Genomic DNA, 13,822 nt, shown 5'->3' on the forward strand with positions numbered 1-13,822 from the left:
GCCCCACCGCAGGTGGGCCTTGGAACGCAGGAAGCCCCCGGCCGCGCCGGGGGCTTCCTGCGTTGGCGCCCGATTGATGTGCCCGGCTGGTGGTACTCCTGCCGGCTGTTCGTCGCTGCGGCTATTCCTCTTCTGCGGGGGAGCCGCCTCCGCCTTCCCTGGGGAATCCGTCACGCTCGTAGGTGGAGTTCAGCTTGGCCATGTAGCGGGCCAGCTCCTGCAGGTCCTGCACGGGCCACTCGCGCAGCCGTTCCTGGAAAACCTGGCGCCTGGCGTCCTGGACCTGGTGCATCTTCTCTTCGCCCTTGGGCGTCAGCCGGATGGACTGTGCCCGGCGGTCCAGGGGATCGGCTTCCTTGGATACCAGTCCGAGGCTCTCCAGGAAGGCAATCTGCCGGCTGACCGACGGCTTGCCCACCCCGATGTTCATGGCAAGCTCCGTCAGGCGGATGGGCCCTTCCCGGCGGATAACCGTTAACAGCCCGTACGCGGCAGGCTCCATATCCGGGTGGACTTCGCGCGAGAGCTGGTTGGAGATAGCCCTGGCCCGCCGCCAGAAGAGGCTGATCTGGTGTTCAACATTCTGCAGCGCGGTATCGGCGGCATCAGCGCCTGCGTCCGGCGGCGGCGGGAGATCCGGGGAGTTGCTCATGGCAACAATTCTAGGGTCCGCAATCATGAGAGGATTTACCGATGCGAATCAGCGAGTACTGGCGTCTGATGGATGACGAGTTCGGTGCGGGGTACTCCCGCGTGCTGAGCAGTACCCTGGTCCTGACCGGCGTCGGCGGGCGCACTGCGGACCAGGCGCTGGCTGCAGGCATCGAACCGCGCAAAGTCTGGCTGGCAGTCTGCGATGTCCAGGACGTCCCGGCCGAACGGCGGCTGGGCCGGGACATCGCCCCTCGCCGCGACTAGCAGCGCCTAACAACGGCTTCCCGGGTGGGTCCTTCGTGAGCCTGCCGCAGCCGAAGCGCCCTTGGACGGACACGCCGCAGGACCGGCACTCTTCGAATACCTGTTCGGATAACGCTATGCTTTTTCTATTGGGCTTATCCACATAGCCGTTGTCCTCAGGCCGGAATGTCAGTGGGTCCCAGTAGCGTCAGAGATGACCAATAAAACGGCCGCGAAGGCCACCATCGAGAAAGCATTAGAGGTGTCAACCATGGCGGCAGCCCCGGATCGTGCAAAAGCGCTGGAAGCAGCGCTTGCCCAGATTGACAAGCAGTTCGGCAAGGGGTCGGTCATGCGCCTGGGCGACGAAGTACGCGCCCCGATCGAAGTCATCCCCACCGGTTCCATCGCACTGGACGTCGCTCTGGGGATTGGCGGCCTTCCGCGGGGCCGTGTCATCGAGATCTATGGTCCTGAATCCTCGGGTAAGACCACCGTTGCCCTGCACGCCGTGGCCAATGCCCAGCGCGCCGGCGGCATCGCAGCCTTCATCGACGCAGAACACGCCCTGGACCCCGACTACGCCGCCAAGCTGGGTGTGGACACCGACGCCCTCCTCGTGTCGCAGCCGGACACAGGTGAGCAGGCGCTCGAGATCATGGACATGCTGGTCGGCTCGGGATCGCTGGACGTTGTCGTCATCGACTCCGTCGCCGCCCTGGTGCCGCGCGCCGAAATCGAAGGTGACATGGGCGACAGCCACGTCGGCCTCCAGGCACGGCTCATGAGCCAGGCCCTGCGTAAGATCACCGGACGCTTGAGCCAGACCAAGACCACCGCCATCTTCATCAACCAGCTCCGTGAAAAGATCGGTGTCTTCTTCGGCTCCCCCGAAACCACCACCGGTGGTAAGGCCCTGAAGTTCTACGCGTCGGTCCGCATCGATGTCCGGCGGATCCAGACCCTCAAGGAAGGTGCCGATTCCGTCGGTAACCGGACCAAGGCCAAGATCGTCAAGAACAAGATGGCTCCGCCCTTCAAAGTTGCTGAGTTCGACATCATCTACGGCCAGGGCATCTCCCGCGAAGGCGGGATCATCGACATGGGCGTGGAGCACGGCATCATCAAGAAGTCCGGTTCCTGGTTCACGTACGACGGCGACCAGCTGGGCCAGGGCATGGAGAACTCGCGCCGCTTCCTGCGCGACAACCCCGAGCTCGCGGCTGAACTGGAACGCCTGATCAAGGAAAAGCTCGGCGTAGGGGTCAAGCCCGCCGAGGACGAGTCCAAGGACGCGCCAAAGCTGAAAGCCGTCGACGGGTTCTAGCCCTTGACCGGACCACGTTCACGGCGGGCCCGGCCCGGCGGCCCCTCTTCAGGGCCGCCGGACGGCTTTTCCATCCCTGAGGATCCGCAGGCTGTTGACGCCGAACCGGATCCGTTCTCGGTGGCGCAGGCCATCGTGTACCGCCAGCTCACGGCAGCTCCCAAGAGCAGGCTGCAGCTTGCCCGGAAACTGGCGGAACGGAATATCCCCGAACACGTCGCCGAGGCGGTGCTGGACAAGTTCCAGGAGGCGCGCCTGATCAATGACGCCGAGTTTGCCGATATGTGGGTCAGGAGCCGGTCCCAGTCCCGCAAGCTTGCCAAGGGCGCTCTCCGGCGCGAACTGGCCGAGAAGGGCATCGACCAGGAAACGGCGGCTTCTGCCCTGGAGCAGCTGACGGACGCCGACGAGGAAGCGGCGGCACGCGCCCTGGTGGAGCGCAAGCTCCGGCCCGGGACGGTTTTGCCTGACCAGTCGGAACGGGACAAAGCCGTCCGGCGGCTCGCCTCCATGCTGGCCAGGAAGGGCTACCAGCCGTCCCAGGCGTTCAGGATCGTCAACGACGTCCTGGATTCCCGGCAGGATCCCGACAGCGGGATGCTCCAAAGCCGGTACCCTTAACTGGTGAGTTTGACCATTCCTTCCCCCCATTCCGGCGCTGCCGCGTCCGTTGAGCCTGCTGCTGATGCGCAAGCCGGTGCTGTTCCGCAATCCGGGGCAGTGCAGCCGCGTACATACCAGGTCCGCACGTTCGGTTGCCAGATGAACGTGCACGACTCCGAACGCATGGCCGGCATGCTGGAGGATGCGGGCTACGTACCGGCAGCCGGCGACCATGCTGACGTGGTCGTGTTCAATACCTGCGCAGTCCGGGAGAACGCGGACAACAAGCTCTACGGCAACCTCGGCATCCTGGCGCCCGTGAAGGCCGCCAACCCCGGCATGCAGATCGCCGTGGGCGGGTGCCTGGCCCAAAAGGACCGCGAAACCATCCTCAAGAAGGCACCATGGGTGGATGCTGTCTTCGGCACCCACAACGTCGGCGCCCTGCCCGCACTTTTGGACCGTGCACGGCACAACAATGAGGCCCAGCTGGAAATCCTGGAGTCCCTGGACGTCTTCCCCTCCACGCTCCCCACCAAACGCGACTCCGTCTACTCCGGCTGGGTATCCATCTCCGTTGGCTGCAACAACACGTGCACGTTCTGCATCGTGCCGGCCCTCCGCGGCAAGGAAAAGGACCGCCGGCCCGGAGACATCCTCGCCGAAATCCAGGCCCTCGTGGACGACGGCGCCATCGAAGTGACCCTCCTGGGCCAGAACGTCAACTCCTACGGTGTCGAGTTCGGCGACCGCCAGGCCTTCTCCAAACTCCTTCGCGCCTGCGGCGAAATCGAGGGCCTTGAACGCGTCCGCTTCACCAGCCCGCACCCGGCCGCCTTCACCGATGACGTCATTGATGCCATGGCCGAGACGCCCAACGTGATGCCGCAGCTGCACATGCCCCTGCAGTCCGGTTCGGACCGCATCCTCCGCGCCATGAAGCGTTCCTACCGTTCCACGAAGTTCCTGGGCATCCTGGACAAGGTCCGGGACAGGATTCCGCACGCCGCCATCTCCACCGACATCATCGTCGGCTTCCCGGGCGAAACCGAAGAGGACTTCCAGGCGACGCTGGACGTGGTGGAAAAGTCACGCTTTGCCACCGCCTTCACCTTCCAGTATTCAAAGCGCCCCGGCACGCCCGCTGCCGACCTGCCGGACCAGCTGCCGAAGGCCGTGGTCCAGGAACGCTTCGAACGCCTCACCGCCCTGCAGGACAGGATCGCCGCCGAGGAAAACCGGAAGCAGTTGGGCCGGAGGCTGGAAGTCATGGTCACCGCCCAGTCCGGACGGAAGTCGGAGGAAACCCACCGGTTGTCCGGCCGCTCCCAGGACCAGCGGCTGGTCCACTTCTCAGTCCCCGAAGGGGCCCCGGCACCCAGGCCCGGAGACCTCGTCACCGTCACCATTACGGAGGCGGCGGCCTTCCACCTGGTGGCCGATCCCACGCCGGAGGACTACAGCCTGCGCCGGTCCCGGGCGGGGGACGCCTGGGACAGGTCCCAGGCCGACTCCTGTGGTGCGCCTGCCCCCGGCTCCAGCGCAGGACCCAAGGCTGTCTCCCTTGGCATGCCCTCGCTGCCGCTGCGCACCCGCTGAAGGTGACTGCCTCGCCTGTCATCGCCGTCGTCGGTCCCACCGGCTCCGGCAAATCCGACCTGGCCGTCAACCTTGCCCTTGAACTGGACGGCGAGGTCATCAACGCTGACGCCATGCAGTTCTACCGCGGCATGGACATTGGCACTGCCAAAATCACGACGGCCGAGCGCAGGGGAGTGCCGCACCACCTCCTGGACGTCCTGGACGTGACCCAGGAAGCCAGCGTCTCCGACTTCCAGCAACACGCCCGCAGCCTCATCGGGGATATCCATGCCCGCGGCAAGCGCGCAATCCTGGCGGGCGGCTCCGGCCTGTACGTGCGGGCCGCCCTGGACGTCCTGGAGTTCCCGGGGACCGACCCCAAGCTCCGTGCACGGCTGGAGGCGGACCACATACGGCTGGGGACCCCGGCGCTGCTGGACAGGCTGAGGGCCCTGGACCCCGTATCCGCGGACAGGGTCTCGGACGCCCGGCGGATTATCCGCGCACTGGAAGTCCATGAACTTACCGGACGGCCCTTCAGTTCCTTCATGCCGCGCCGCGAGTACTACCAGCCTGCGGTTCAGGTGGGCCTGAGCGTGGACCGGGAGGTCCTGCGGGAGCGCTTGGCGGTACGGGTTCACCGGATGGTGGAGTCCGGCCTGCTGGAGGAGGTCCGGATGCTGGACGCGCGGGGCCTTCGGCAGGGCAAAACAGCATCCCGTGCACTGGGCTATTCACAGTTCCTGCGGGTCATCGACGGCACGTCAACAGTTGAGCAGGCCGCAGAGGAAACAATCGTGGCCACCCGGCAGTTCGCCCGCCGCCAGTTGACGTGGTTCCGCGCCGACCCCCGCATCACCTGGCTGAACTGGCAGGACCCGGAGCTGACGGGTAAGGCGGCCGAGGTGTGCGTCCAGGATCCGGGCCGGTAGCCGCGGTTTCAGCACCGGCGGCATCCGCCGTTACGCTTGTGACCATGAATGCAACCCCCGCAGAAGCCACTGGGACTGCCTTGCACGCACTGAGCGGGCTCCGCTTTTCCAAGGGGCATGGCACCGGCAACGACTTCGTCCTGGTGGCCGATCCCGAGGGGGTGCACGCCATCGGCGCAGACCAGGCCGCAGCGCTCTGCGACCGGCACCGGGGAATCGGCGCCGACGGCCTGATCAGGGCTGTCCCGTCCCGTTTCCTGCCGGAAGGCCGGGAACTGCTCACCGATGCCCCGGACGCGGAATGGTTCATGGATTACCGCAATGCCGACGGCTCACTGTCTGAAATGTGCGGCAACGGCGTGCGGGTCTTCGTCCACTTCCTGCGGTCCGAGGGCCTGATCGACCTGCCCGACGGCGGATCACTCACCATCGGCACCCGCGGAGGGGTCAAGACCGTGGTCCGGACAGGGAACGGTTACGCGGTGGACATGGGCCCGTGGGAGTTCATATTCCCCGGGGAGGCCAGCGCCAAGGCGATGGATTCCCTGGTTACTGCCGACGGCCTGGAAGTTCCCCGGCCGGCCCTCTCCGTGAGCATGGGCAACCCACACACCGTAGTGGCCCTCGCGGAACTCAGCGAGCTCGAAGGCACCCGCCTCTTCACGGCTCCCAAGGTCGATCCGGTCCCCGTGAATGGGACCAATGTGGAGTTCGTCGTCCCTGCGGAGCCTCTGGTCCATGACGGCGTCGGATCCGTGACCATGCGGGTGCATGAGCGAGGCGTGGGGGAGACCCAGTCCTGCGGAACGGGGGCCTGTGCTGCCGCCGTCGCCATCCGGCACTGGGCCGGCGCGGAAGCCCCTGATGCCTGGCGGGTCAACGTTCCCGGAGGTGTGGTGGGCGTGAAGTTCTTCGCCGGCCCCGCCGGCCACGAGCACGTGGAACTCAGCGGCCCCGCCGTCATTGTGGCGAGCGGGACGCTTTCGTAACCTTCAGGATCCGGAAGGACTTGGACGTTGACTCGCGGGTCACGGTATAGGAACTGTCCAGTTCGGCGGCCAGCCAGCGCTGGAGCGAATCCGAGCCCAGGTTCTTCTGTACCACCAGCCACGCCGTGCCGCCGTCCGCGAGGCGCGGAAGCCACAGCTTCAGCAGGGCGTGCAGTTCCTCCTTGCCAATCCGGATGGGCGGGTTGGACCAGATGGTGTCGAACCTGACGCCGGCGTCCACCTCCTGGGGTGTACTGGCGACGACGTTGGACAGCCCCAGCGCGGCCGCGTTTTCGTTGGTCAGGGCGACGCAGCGTTCGTTGACGTCCACGGCGTAGACCGTCGACCCGGGCGCCAGCAGCGCCATGGTGAGTGCGATGGGCCCCCAGCCGCATCCGATATCCAGCAGGTTCCCCTGGGGGTGCGGCGCCGGAACATCGGCGAGGAGCACTGCGGTGCCCTTGTCGATCCCGTCCGGGCTGAAGATTCCCGCGGAGGTGTGGAGCCTGCGGGTCTCGCCGGCCAGCTCCACCGTGAGTGGCTTACGGGTAAAGGGGCCGGCGGGGGACGTGCTGAAATAGTGTGCGGACTCCATAACTGGCCAGAGTAGTTCCCCTTGCAGCGTAATGGGAAACCGTGCAGAACCCCCTCTGCTACGCTGGATGGCATGTTCCTGATCTTCGAGTAGCCGGCACGGGCCACGCCCGTCCCCGCAGCCTGTCCTCCAGCGACAGCCCGTCCCGCAGCGATGCAGGTTTTTCAGCCTTCCGCTTGTGCACCGGCCAGACGCATCTGTTCTGCCCGGCCGCCGGACGATACTCGAAAGTCAGCCTCCTGCTGCACTTCCCGCTATTTTTCCGGCCTTTTTAGCCCTGCCGCCCTTCTGACGCGGCATCCCGGCCCCGGCATCGCAGCCGGCCGCGAGACAACCAGGAGAATTGCATGACCGCAGGCCGTCAGCCCAGCGCGAATACGTTCCAACTTCCAAGCAATCAGCACTATTCTGGAATTGCCGAATCTTCAAAGGAGACCATGACCAGCCAGCCCAACACCGGTTCCGATCCAGCCGCCCAGGACATGAGTCCGCAGGAAATCCAGGCTGTTATCGACCGGATCCTCGCCAAGGACGTCCCGGCCAAGACTGTCAGCACGCCCGGCGGTGAGAGCAGCGGCAATGGAAAAGCGGTGCTCGGCAAGGCGCAGGCCATTTCCCGGCTCGACGAAGAACACTCAACATACGACGGCGACCAGCAGGACCTCGAGGAACGGCGCGCGCTGCGCCGAAGGGCAGGCCTGTCCACCGAGCTCGAAGACGTCACCGAAGTTGAATACCGCCAGCTGCGCCTGGAGCGCGTGGTCCTGGCCGGGATTTGGTCCGAGGGAACGCTTGCCGACGCCGAAAACTCGCTGCGTGAGCTGGCAGCCCTCGCCGAGACCGCCGGTTCGGAGGTCCTGGATGGCATGGTGCAGCGCCGTGACAAGCCGGACCCGGGAACCTTCCTGGGGTCAGGCAAGGCGCTGGAGCTCAAGGACATCGTCATGTCCACGGGCGCGGACACGGTGGTGGTGGACGCTGAACTTGCGCCTTCCCAGCGCCGCGGACTTGAGGACATCGTCAAGGTCAAGGTCATCGACCGCACGGCGCTGATCCTTGACATCTTCGCCCAGCATGCCAAGAGCCGTGAAGGCAAAGCGCAGGTGGAGCTCGCGCAGCTCGAGTACCTGCTTCCGCGCCTCCGCGGCTGGGGTGAGTCGATGTCCCGCCAGGCCGGTGGCCAGGTGGGTGGCGCTGCCGCCGGCATGGGCTCCCGAGGTCCTGGTGAAACCAAGATCGAGTTGGACCGGCGCCGGATCCGTACCCGCATGGCCAAGCTGCGGCGTGAAATCGCCGCAATGAAGCCGGCACGCGAGACCAAGCGGGCCAACCGCCGTCGTAATGAAGTGCCCTCCGTGGCGATTGCCGGGTATACCAACGCCGGCAAGTCCTCACTGCTGAACCGGCTTACGGACGCCGGAGTCCTCGTGGAGAACGCACTGTTCGCCACCCTGGATCCCACCGTCCGCAAGGCGGAAACCGCGGACGGCCTGGGATACACCCTGGCCGACACCGTTGGATTCGTCCGCTCGCTGCCCACCCAGCTGGTGGAGGCCTTCCGTTCGACCCTCGAGGAAGTGGCGGACTCGGATCTGATCCTGCACGTGGTGGACGTGTCGCATCCGGACCCCGAAGGGCAGATCGCCGCCGTCCGGAAGGTCTTCAGCGAAGTTGATGCCCGCAAGGTGCCGGAGATCATCGTGCTGAACAAGGCTGATGCAGCTGACCCGTTCGTGGTGGAGCGCCTGAAGCAGCGCGAACCGCGGCATGTGGTGGTCTCGGCCCGGACGGGTGAGGGCATCCCGGAGCTGCTGAAGGCCATCAGCGAAGCCATTCCCCGGCCTTCGGTCAAGATGGAACTCCTCATCCCGTATGACCGCGGAGACCTGGTCAGCAAGCTCCATGAGTCCGACGCGGAAATCCTCAGCGTTGACCACGTTGAGGCAGGTACCAGGGCTGCGGTGAAGGTCCGCGAGGGCCTGGCGTCCGAACTGGAACCGTTCATCGTCAATGACTGACCCCGCCGCCGGCGAAACCGCGCAGACGGCCGGCGAGCAGTTCGTCATCGAACTGCTCGACCGCGCCGTCGCCGGCATGGGCGGACAAAGCCGCACCGGACAACACGAGATGGCCCGGCAGGTGGCCCGGGCCATCAAAACCGGCAACCACCTGCTGGTCCAGGCGGGCACGGGCACGGGCAAGTCGCTGGCCTACCTGGTGCCGCTCATCGCCCACGCCCTGGAGAGCAACAAGCCCGCTCTGGTGTCCACCGCCACGCTGGCCCTGCAAACCCAGATTGTTGGCAGGGACCTGCCGCGGCTGCTGAAGAACATCACCCCGGCCCTGGAACGGCCGGTCAAGGTTGCCTTGGTGAAAGGCCGGTCAAACTATGTCTGCCGGCACAAACTGGAAGGCGGGTTCCCCTCCGAGGAGCCTTCCGAGGGTCAGCTTTTCTCCTTGGGCGAAGACACCAGCGTCCCGCACTTTGCCGCCTCCGTGGGCGGACCCTCGTCCCAGCTTGGCAAGGAGGTGGTGCGGCTCCGCGAGTGGGCGGAGAAGACGGCCACCGGCGACCGGGATGAGCTCCTGCCTGGTGTGACGGACCGTGCCTGGCGCCAGGTCTCCGTCACTTCCATGGAGTGCCTGGGGGCCCAAAAGTGCCCCATGGCCGCCGAGTGCTTCAGCGAGCTGGCCCGGCAGGACGCAGCCGAGGCAGATGTGGTGGTGACGAATCACGCCATGCTGGCCGTCAGCGCCTTCGAAGGACTTGCAGTCCTGCCCGAGTACGACGTCGTGGTGGTGGATGAAGCGCACGAGTTGCAGGACCGGGTCACCGGAGCCGTGTCCGGTCAGCTGTCGGTGGCCATGGTCCACGCTGCCGCTTCCGGCGCCCGCAAACATACCGCCATCACGGTGGACGCGCTGAACGCCGCAGCCGCAAACCTTGAACTGGCCCTCGCCGGTGCGCCCAGCGGCCTGCTTCCCAACGGGCTGAACGACGAACAGCTGGACTGCATGGACCAGTTGCGGGAGGCGTGCCGGGCCGCGTTGTCCGATTCCAAGGGGGACAGCAACGCCACGGCCGACGGCGGCCGGCAGCTGGCCCGGTCCCGCCTCATGCTCATCCTGGAATTGTGTGAGCGGCTTATTGCTGCCCGTGAAAACCGCGAGGTCGTGTGGTTTTCCCGGGCCGGCACGTTCGATCCCGGCCAGGGATATTCCCAGCCCGATGACAATGCCCCGGTGCTGGTCAACATCGCGCCGCTGTCCGTGGCAGGCAGGCTCCGGGAAGGACTCTTCGCCGGGCACACCGTCGTGCTGACGTCTGCAACCCTCGCCATTGGCTCGGCATTTGAACCCGCGGCCGGGGGACTGGGCCTTATCGGCGACGGCGCACCCAGCTGGACGGGTGTGGATGTCGGCTCGCCCTTCGACTACCCGAAACAGGGCATCCTCTACGTGGCCGGCCACCTGCCAAAGCCGGGCCGCGGCGTTTCGCCGGAGGCGCTGGAGGAACTGGAAGCGCTCATCAAAGCGTCCGGCGGGGGTGCCCTCTGCCTGTTTTCATCCCGACGGGCTGCCGAAGAGGCTGCCGACGCCCTGCGGCCGAAGCTCGATGTGACTGTCCTCTGCCAGGGCGAGTCGACCATGACCGCTTTGGTGAAGCAGTTCGCCGACGAACCGGACACCTGCCTCTTCGGGACCATGTCCCTGTGGCAGGGGGTTGACGTTCCGGGAGGCTCCTGCCGCCTGGTGGTGATCGACCGCATCCCGTTCCCCAGGCCGGATGATCCGCTGATGACCGCGCGTTCGCGTGCCGTGGCCCAGGCCGGCGGAAACGGCTTCATGTCCGTCTCGGCCACGCATGCCGCCATCAGGCTGGCCCAGGGTGCCGGCCGCCTGATCCGGTCCACGGGAGACAAGGGAGTGGTGGCCGTTCTGGATTCCCGGCTGGCAACAGAGCGCTACGCCGGATTCCTCCGCGGCGCTCTGCCGCCGTTCTGGGCTACCACGGACCGCAGCAAGGCGCTGGCGGCATTGGCCAGGCTGGGCGCGGACGCGGCCACGTAGGGCCCGGCAGGCGAACGACGCCAGCGGGGGCAGCCGCCGTGCAATTTCCGGCAGGCCGTCCCTTCGCGGGAGACGCGGTCAGAGGGAACGCAGGACCGAGACAACCTTGCCCATGATGGTGGCATGGTCGCCCAGAATGGGTTCGTACTGCGTGTTTTGGGGCAGCAGCCAGGTGTGGCCGTCGCGCTGGCGGAATGTCTTGACGGTTGCCTCGTCATCCAGCAGGGCAGCAACGATGTCCCCGTTGGCTGCGTCCGCCTGGCGCCGCACCACCACCCAGTCACCGTCACAGATGGCGGCATCCACCATGGAGTCGCCAGCCACCCTAAGCATGAAGAGCTCGCCCTGGCCGACCAGCTGGCGGGGGAGCGGCATGACATCCTCCACGAGCTGCTCAGCGAGGATGGGACCGCCGGCAGCAATCCGGCCAACCAGCGGAACCATGGCCGTATCCAGCGCGGTGGGCAGCTCCGTTACCGTGGCACCGCCGCCCGTGGCCTGCGGCGCGGGGGAGGTGCCGGCGGCATTGCTTCCGCTGTCCAGCGTGAGGGGCATCAGCACCTCCATGGCCCGCGGCCGTTTGGGGTCGCGCCGCAGGTAACCCAGCTTCTCCAGCTGCGAAAGCTGGTGGGTCACGCTGGACAGGCTGGCCAGGCCAACCGTGTCGCCGATCTCCCGCATGGAGGGCGGGTAGCCGTTGTCATTGACCGAGCGCTGGATGGTTTCGAGGATCTTCTTCTGCCGGGGGGTCAAGCCCTTGGCGGTCTTCCTGGGTTGCGGGGCGGTCCTGCCCCCGGCGGCTGCTGCTGCCATATTCGCCAATGCCTTTCGCTTGCCGCCGGATCTTCCGTTGCGGCCTGTTCCACAGCGCCGCCGGAAGGACTCCCACTGTCATTGTCAGACCCTGCTGTTCAACTTCAGTGGTGGTTGTTCTTTGGTTCAAAGCTAGGCCAGCCACATTGCTTTTTCAAACATTTGTTCTAGCGAGTCTCGACATTGTTCGTTGATAGGTGCTAAAACTTAACAAGCAAAGTTCGAACATGTGTTCTAACCAGCGATTGCCCCGTTCGAAAACATGGCCGGAGAAGCTCCGGACACGGTCTGAACGGCAGGGCGGCAGCGGGCGGACACCCGGGCAGCACGGCAGGTCCAGGAGGGCTTAGTTCATGTCAGCTTTATCTCTTCACCAGGTTTCACCTACGCACCGCGTTTCCCTGCAGACCCGGAAGCCCTCGCAGCGCCGGACGCCGTCAGCAGCGCCCCTGCGGCTGACCCGCCGGGGGCGGATCGTCCTGATCGGAGTTCCGCTTGTGCTCCTCGCGGTACTCCTGCTGTCCCTGTCCGGACTTTTCAACGCACCGGCCAAGGCATCCGATTCAGCTGCGGACCTGGCCGTGACGCCGACGGTCACCGTGACGGTGCAGGCGGGCCAGTCGTTGTGGAGCATCGCAGGCGCTGTTGCTCCGGACCGCGATGCCCGGGACGTGGTGGCGGACATCGTCCAGCTCAACAACCTTCCGGCCGCCGCTGTGCTGCCGGGGCAGCAGCTGTTCGTCCCCACGCACTGAGCGGCACCTGGTGTTGGCCTTTGAGAAAGATGACCGGGACAGCAACGCCGGTGGCGAACAGAATCTGTCACATTTTCCGGTAGTTGCCGCGGCAACTAAACTGTTCAGGTGAACGACCAGCTAGAGCGTCTGAACCGACTTCCCCTCCGCAGCAATCTTCGCGGGCTGACCCCCTACGGGGCACCCCAACTGGACGTTCCCATTTTGCTGAACGTCAATGAGAACACCCATGGTGTTCCGGCGGACGTACGCGCCGCCATCAGCGCGGCGGTCACGGAAGCAGCTGCAGGCCTCAACCGGTACCCGGACAGGGAATTCACCGACCTGCGGAAGGCCCTCGCGGAATACCTGGGGCACGGGCTCGACGAATCAAACCTCTGGGCAGCCAACGGCTCCAACGAGGTCCTGCAGCAGATCCTCCAGGCCTTCGGCGGCCCCGGCCGCACCGCCCTGGGCTTTCCACCCACGTACTCCATGTACCCCTTGCTCGCCAGCGGAACCGACACCCAATACATCACGGGAGTGCGCTCGGAAGGCTACGACCTGAGCGCCGAATCCGCCGCCCGGCAGGTCGAGGAGCTGCGGCCCAACATCGTCTTTCTCTGCTCGCCCAACAACCCCACGGGGACCGGCCTGGGGCTTGACGTTGTGGAGGCTGTCTATGACGCCGGCGAGGACAGCCAGACCGTGGTGATCGTCGACGAGGCCTACCACGAGTTCGCGCATGACGGCACGCCCAGCGCCCTGACCCTGCTGCCCGGCCGGGAGCGGCTGATAGTTTCCCGCACCATGAGCAAGGCCTTCGCACTCGCCGGCGCCCGCCTCGGCTACATGGCCGCGGCCCCGGAGGTCACCGATGCCCTGCGGCTGGTGCGCCTTCCGTACCACCTGTCCGCGATTACCCAGGCAACCGCACTGGCCGCGCTCCAACACCGCGAGGCACTGATGGCCGATGTCCAGGACATCAAGGGGCAGCGGGACCGCATTGTGGCCGAACTGACCAGGATGGGCCTCAAGCCTGCCGCCTCGGACTCCAACTACGTGTTCTTCGGGGGCCTGGAAAATCCGCACCAGGTATGGCAGGAGCTGCTGGACGCCGGAGTGCTCATCCGCGACGTGGGCATCCCCGGCCACCTTCGGGTCACCGCAGGCACTGAGGCGGAAACCACAGCCTTCCTTACCTCCCTGGAACGCATCCTTGCGGGCCAGGCCGCGCTTCCCGCCTAGACTTGATACTGCGGCGCTGGGCGCCTTGAACT

Annotated in this window: 13 protein-coding genes; 10 read left to right on the forward strand and 3 right to left on the reverse strand. The window is 66.0% G+C overall.

Annotated elements, in window-relative coordinates; genetic code table 11:
* Window positions 1-121: 121 nt before the first annotated feature.
* On the reverse strand, window positions 122-652 hold the full coding sequence (locus tag ACEN9K_RS08680) for a MarR family winged helix-turn-helix transcriptional regulator (RefSeq protein ID WP_018771596.1): 531 nt from the start codon (window positions 650-652) through the stop codon (window positions 122-124).
* A 41-nt stretch (window positions 653-693) separates the two neighbouring features.
* Between ACEN9K_RS08680 and ACEN9K_RS08685 the strand changes: the two genes are divergently transcribed.
* From ACEN9K_RS08685 to dapF, 6 genes are all read left to right on the forward strand, one after another.
* Window positions 694-918 carry a DUF3046 domain-containing protein gene (locus tag ACEN9K_RS08685; RefSeq protein ID WP_018771595.1) on the forward strand — a complete coding sequence of 75 codons (225 nt, stop codon included), beginning with the start codon at window positions 694-696 and terminating at the stop codon, window positions 916-918.
* 250 nt (window positions 919-1,168) lie between these two features.
* Window positions 1,169-2,224 carry a recombinase RecA gene (gene recA / locus ACEN9K_RS08690; protein ID WP_026266121.1) on the forward strand — a complete coding sequence of 352 codons (1,056 nt, stop codon included), beginning with the start codon at window positions 1,169-1,171 and terminating at the stop codon, window positions 2,222-2,224.
* Between the two features lie 120 nt (window positions 2,225-2,344).
* On the forward strand, window positions 2,345-2,845 hold the full coding sequence (locus tag ACEN9K_RS08695; RefSeq protein WP_196804798.1) for a regulatory protein RecX: 501 nt from the start codon (window positions 2,345-2,347) through the stop codon (window positions 2,843-2,845).
* Between the two features lie 3 nt (window positions 2,846-2,848).
* Window positions 2,849-4,426, forward strand: a complete 1,578-nt coding sequence (miaB, locus tag ACEN9K_RS08700; RefSeq protein ID WP_495635549.1) for a tRNA (N6-isopentenyl adenosine(37)-C2)-methylthiotransferase MiaB — start codon at window positions 2,849-2,851, stop codon at window positions 4,424-4,426.
* A 2-nt stretch (window positions 4,427-4,428) separates the two neighbouring features.
* Window positions 4,429-5,340: a tRNA (adenosine(37)-N6)-dimethylallyltransferase MiaA gene (miaA, locus tag ACEN9K_RS08705; protein WP_495635550.1), complete on the forward strand. Its 912-nt coding sequence runs from the start codon at window positions 4,429-4,431 to the stop codon at window positions 5,338-5,340.
* 44 nt (window positions 5,341-5,384) lie between these two features.
* Complete coding sequence (gene dapF, locus ACEN9K_RS08710; RefSeq protein WP_056390943.1) at window positions 5,385-6,329, forward strand: diaminopimelate epimerase; 945 nt, start codon at window positions 5,385-5,387, stop codon at window positions 6,327-6,329.
* On the opposite strand, the gene ACEN9K_RS08715 is transcribed toward dapF, so the two are convergent.
* On the reverse strand, window positions 6,301-6,924 hold the full coding sequence (locus ACEN9K_RS08715) for a class I SAM-dependent methyltransferase (RefSeq protein WP_495635551.1): 624 nt from the start codon (window positions 6,922-6,924) through the stop codon (window positions 6,301-6,303). The genes dapF and ACEN9K_RS08715 overlap by 29 nt on opposite strands.
* Window positions 6,925-7,361: 437 nt before the next feature.
* Here ACEN9K_RS08715 and hflX point away from each other — a divergent pair, with 437 nt between their 5' ends.
* Window positions 7,362-8,942: a GTPase HflX gene (gene hflX, locus ACEN9K_RS08720; protein WP_488314810.1), complete on the forward strand. Its 1,581-nt coding sequence runs from the start codon at window positions 7,362-7,364 to the stop codon at window positions 8,940-8,942.
* Window positions 8,935-10,995 (forward strand): ATP-dependent DNA helicase, encoded by a 2,061-nt coding sequence (locus ACEN9K_RS08725; protein WP_495635552.1) that lies wholly within the window; start codon window positions 8,935-8,937, stop codon window positions 10,993-10,995. Before hflX ends, ACEN9K_RS08725 begins: the two co-directional genes overlap by 8 nt.
* Before the next feature lie 78 nt (window positions 10,996-11,073).
* On the opposite strand, the gene lexA is transcribed toward ACEN9K_RS08725, so the two are convergent.
* Window positions 11,074-11,808, reverse strand: a complete 735-nt coding sequence (lexA, locus tag ACEN9K_RS08730; protein WP_495635553.1) for a transcriptional repressor LexA — start codon at window positions 11,806-11,808, stop codon at window positions 11,074-11,076.
* A gap of 353 nt (window positions 11,809-12,161) precedes the next feature.
* Here lexA and ACEN9K_RS08735 point away from each other — a divergent pair, with 353 nt between their 5' ends.
* Window positions 12,162-12,563, forward strand: a complete 402-nt coding sequence (locus tag ACEN9K_RS08735; protein WP_081620253.1) for a LysM peptidoglycan-binding domain-containing protein — start codon at window positions 12,162-12,164, stop codon at window positions 12,561-12,563.
* A 108-nt stretch (window positions 12,564-12,671) separates the two neighbouring features.
* Window positions 12,672-13,790: a histidinol-phosphate transaminase gene (locus ACEN9K_RS08740; RefSeq protein ID WP_495635554.1), complete on the forward strand. Its 1,119-nt coding sequence runs from the start codon at window positions 12,672-12,674 to the stop codon at window positions 13,788-13,790.
* Window positions 13,791-13,822 lie beyond the last annotated feature (32 nt).

The sequence above is a fragment of the Pseudarthrobacter sp. Pseusp20 genome (assembly GCF_059492155.1).

Coding starts and splice junctions, on each gene's coding strand:
- hflX (WP_488314810.1), top strand. CDS start 7,362: ATGACCAGCCAGCCCAACACCGGTTCCGATCCAGCCGCCCAGGACATG.
- ACEN9K_RS08680 (WP_018771596.1), bottom strand. CDS start 652: ATGAGCAACTCCCCGGATCTCCCGCCGCCGCCGGACGCAGGCGCTGAT.
- ACEN9K_RS08685 (WP_018771595.1), top strand. CDS start 694: ATGCGAATCAGCGAGTACTGGCGTCTGATGGATGACGAGTTCGGTGCG.
- dapF (WP_056390943.1), top strand. CDS start 5,385: ATGAATGCAACCCCCGCAGAAGCCACTGGGACTGCCTTGCACGCACTG.
- ACEN9K_RS08725 (WP_495635552.1), top strand. CDS start 8,935: ATGACTGACCCCGCCGCCGGCGAAACCGCGCAGACGGCCGGCGAGCAG.
- recA (WP_026266121.1), top strand. CDS start 1,169: ATGGCGGCAGCCCCGGATCGTGCAAAAGCGCTGGAAGCAGCGCTTGCC.
- lexA (WP_495635553.1), bottom strand. CDS start 11,808: ATGGCAGCAGCAGCCGCCGGGGGCAGGACCGCCCCGCAACCCAGGAAG.
- ACEN9K_RS08735 (WP_081620253.1), top strand. CDS start 12,162: ATGTCAGCTTTATCTCTTCACCAGGTTTCACCTACGCACCGCGTTTCC.
- ACEN9K_RS08715 (WP_495635551.1), bottom strand. CDS start 6,924: ATGGAGTCCGCACACTATTTCAGCACGTCCCCCGCCGGCCCCTTTACC.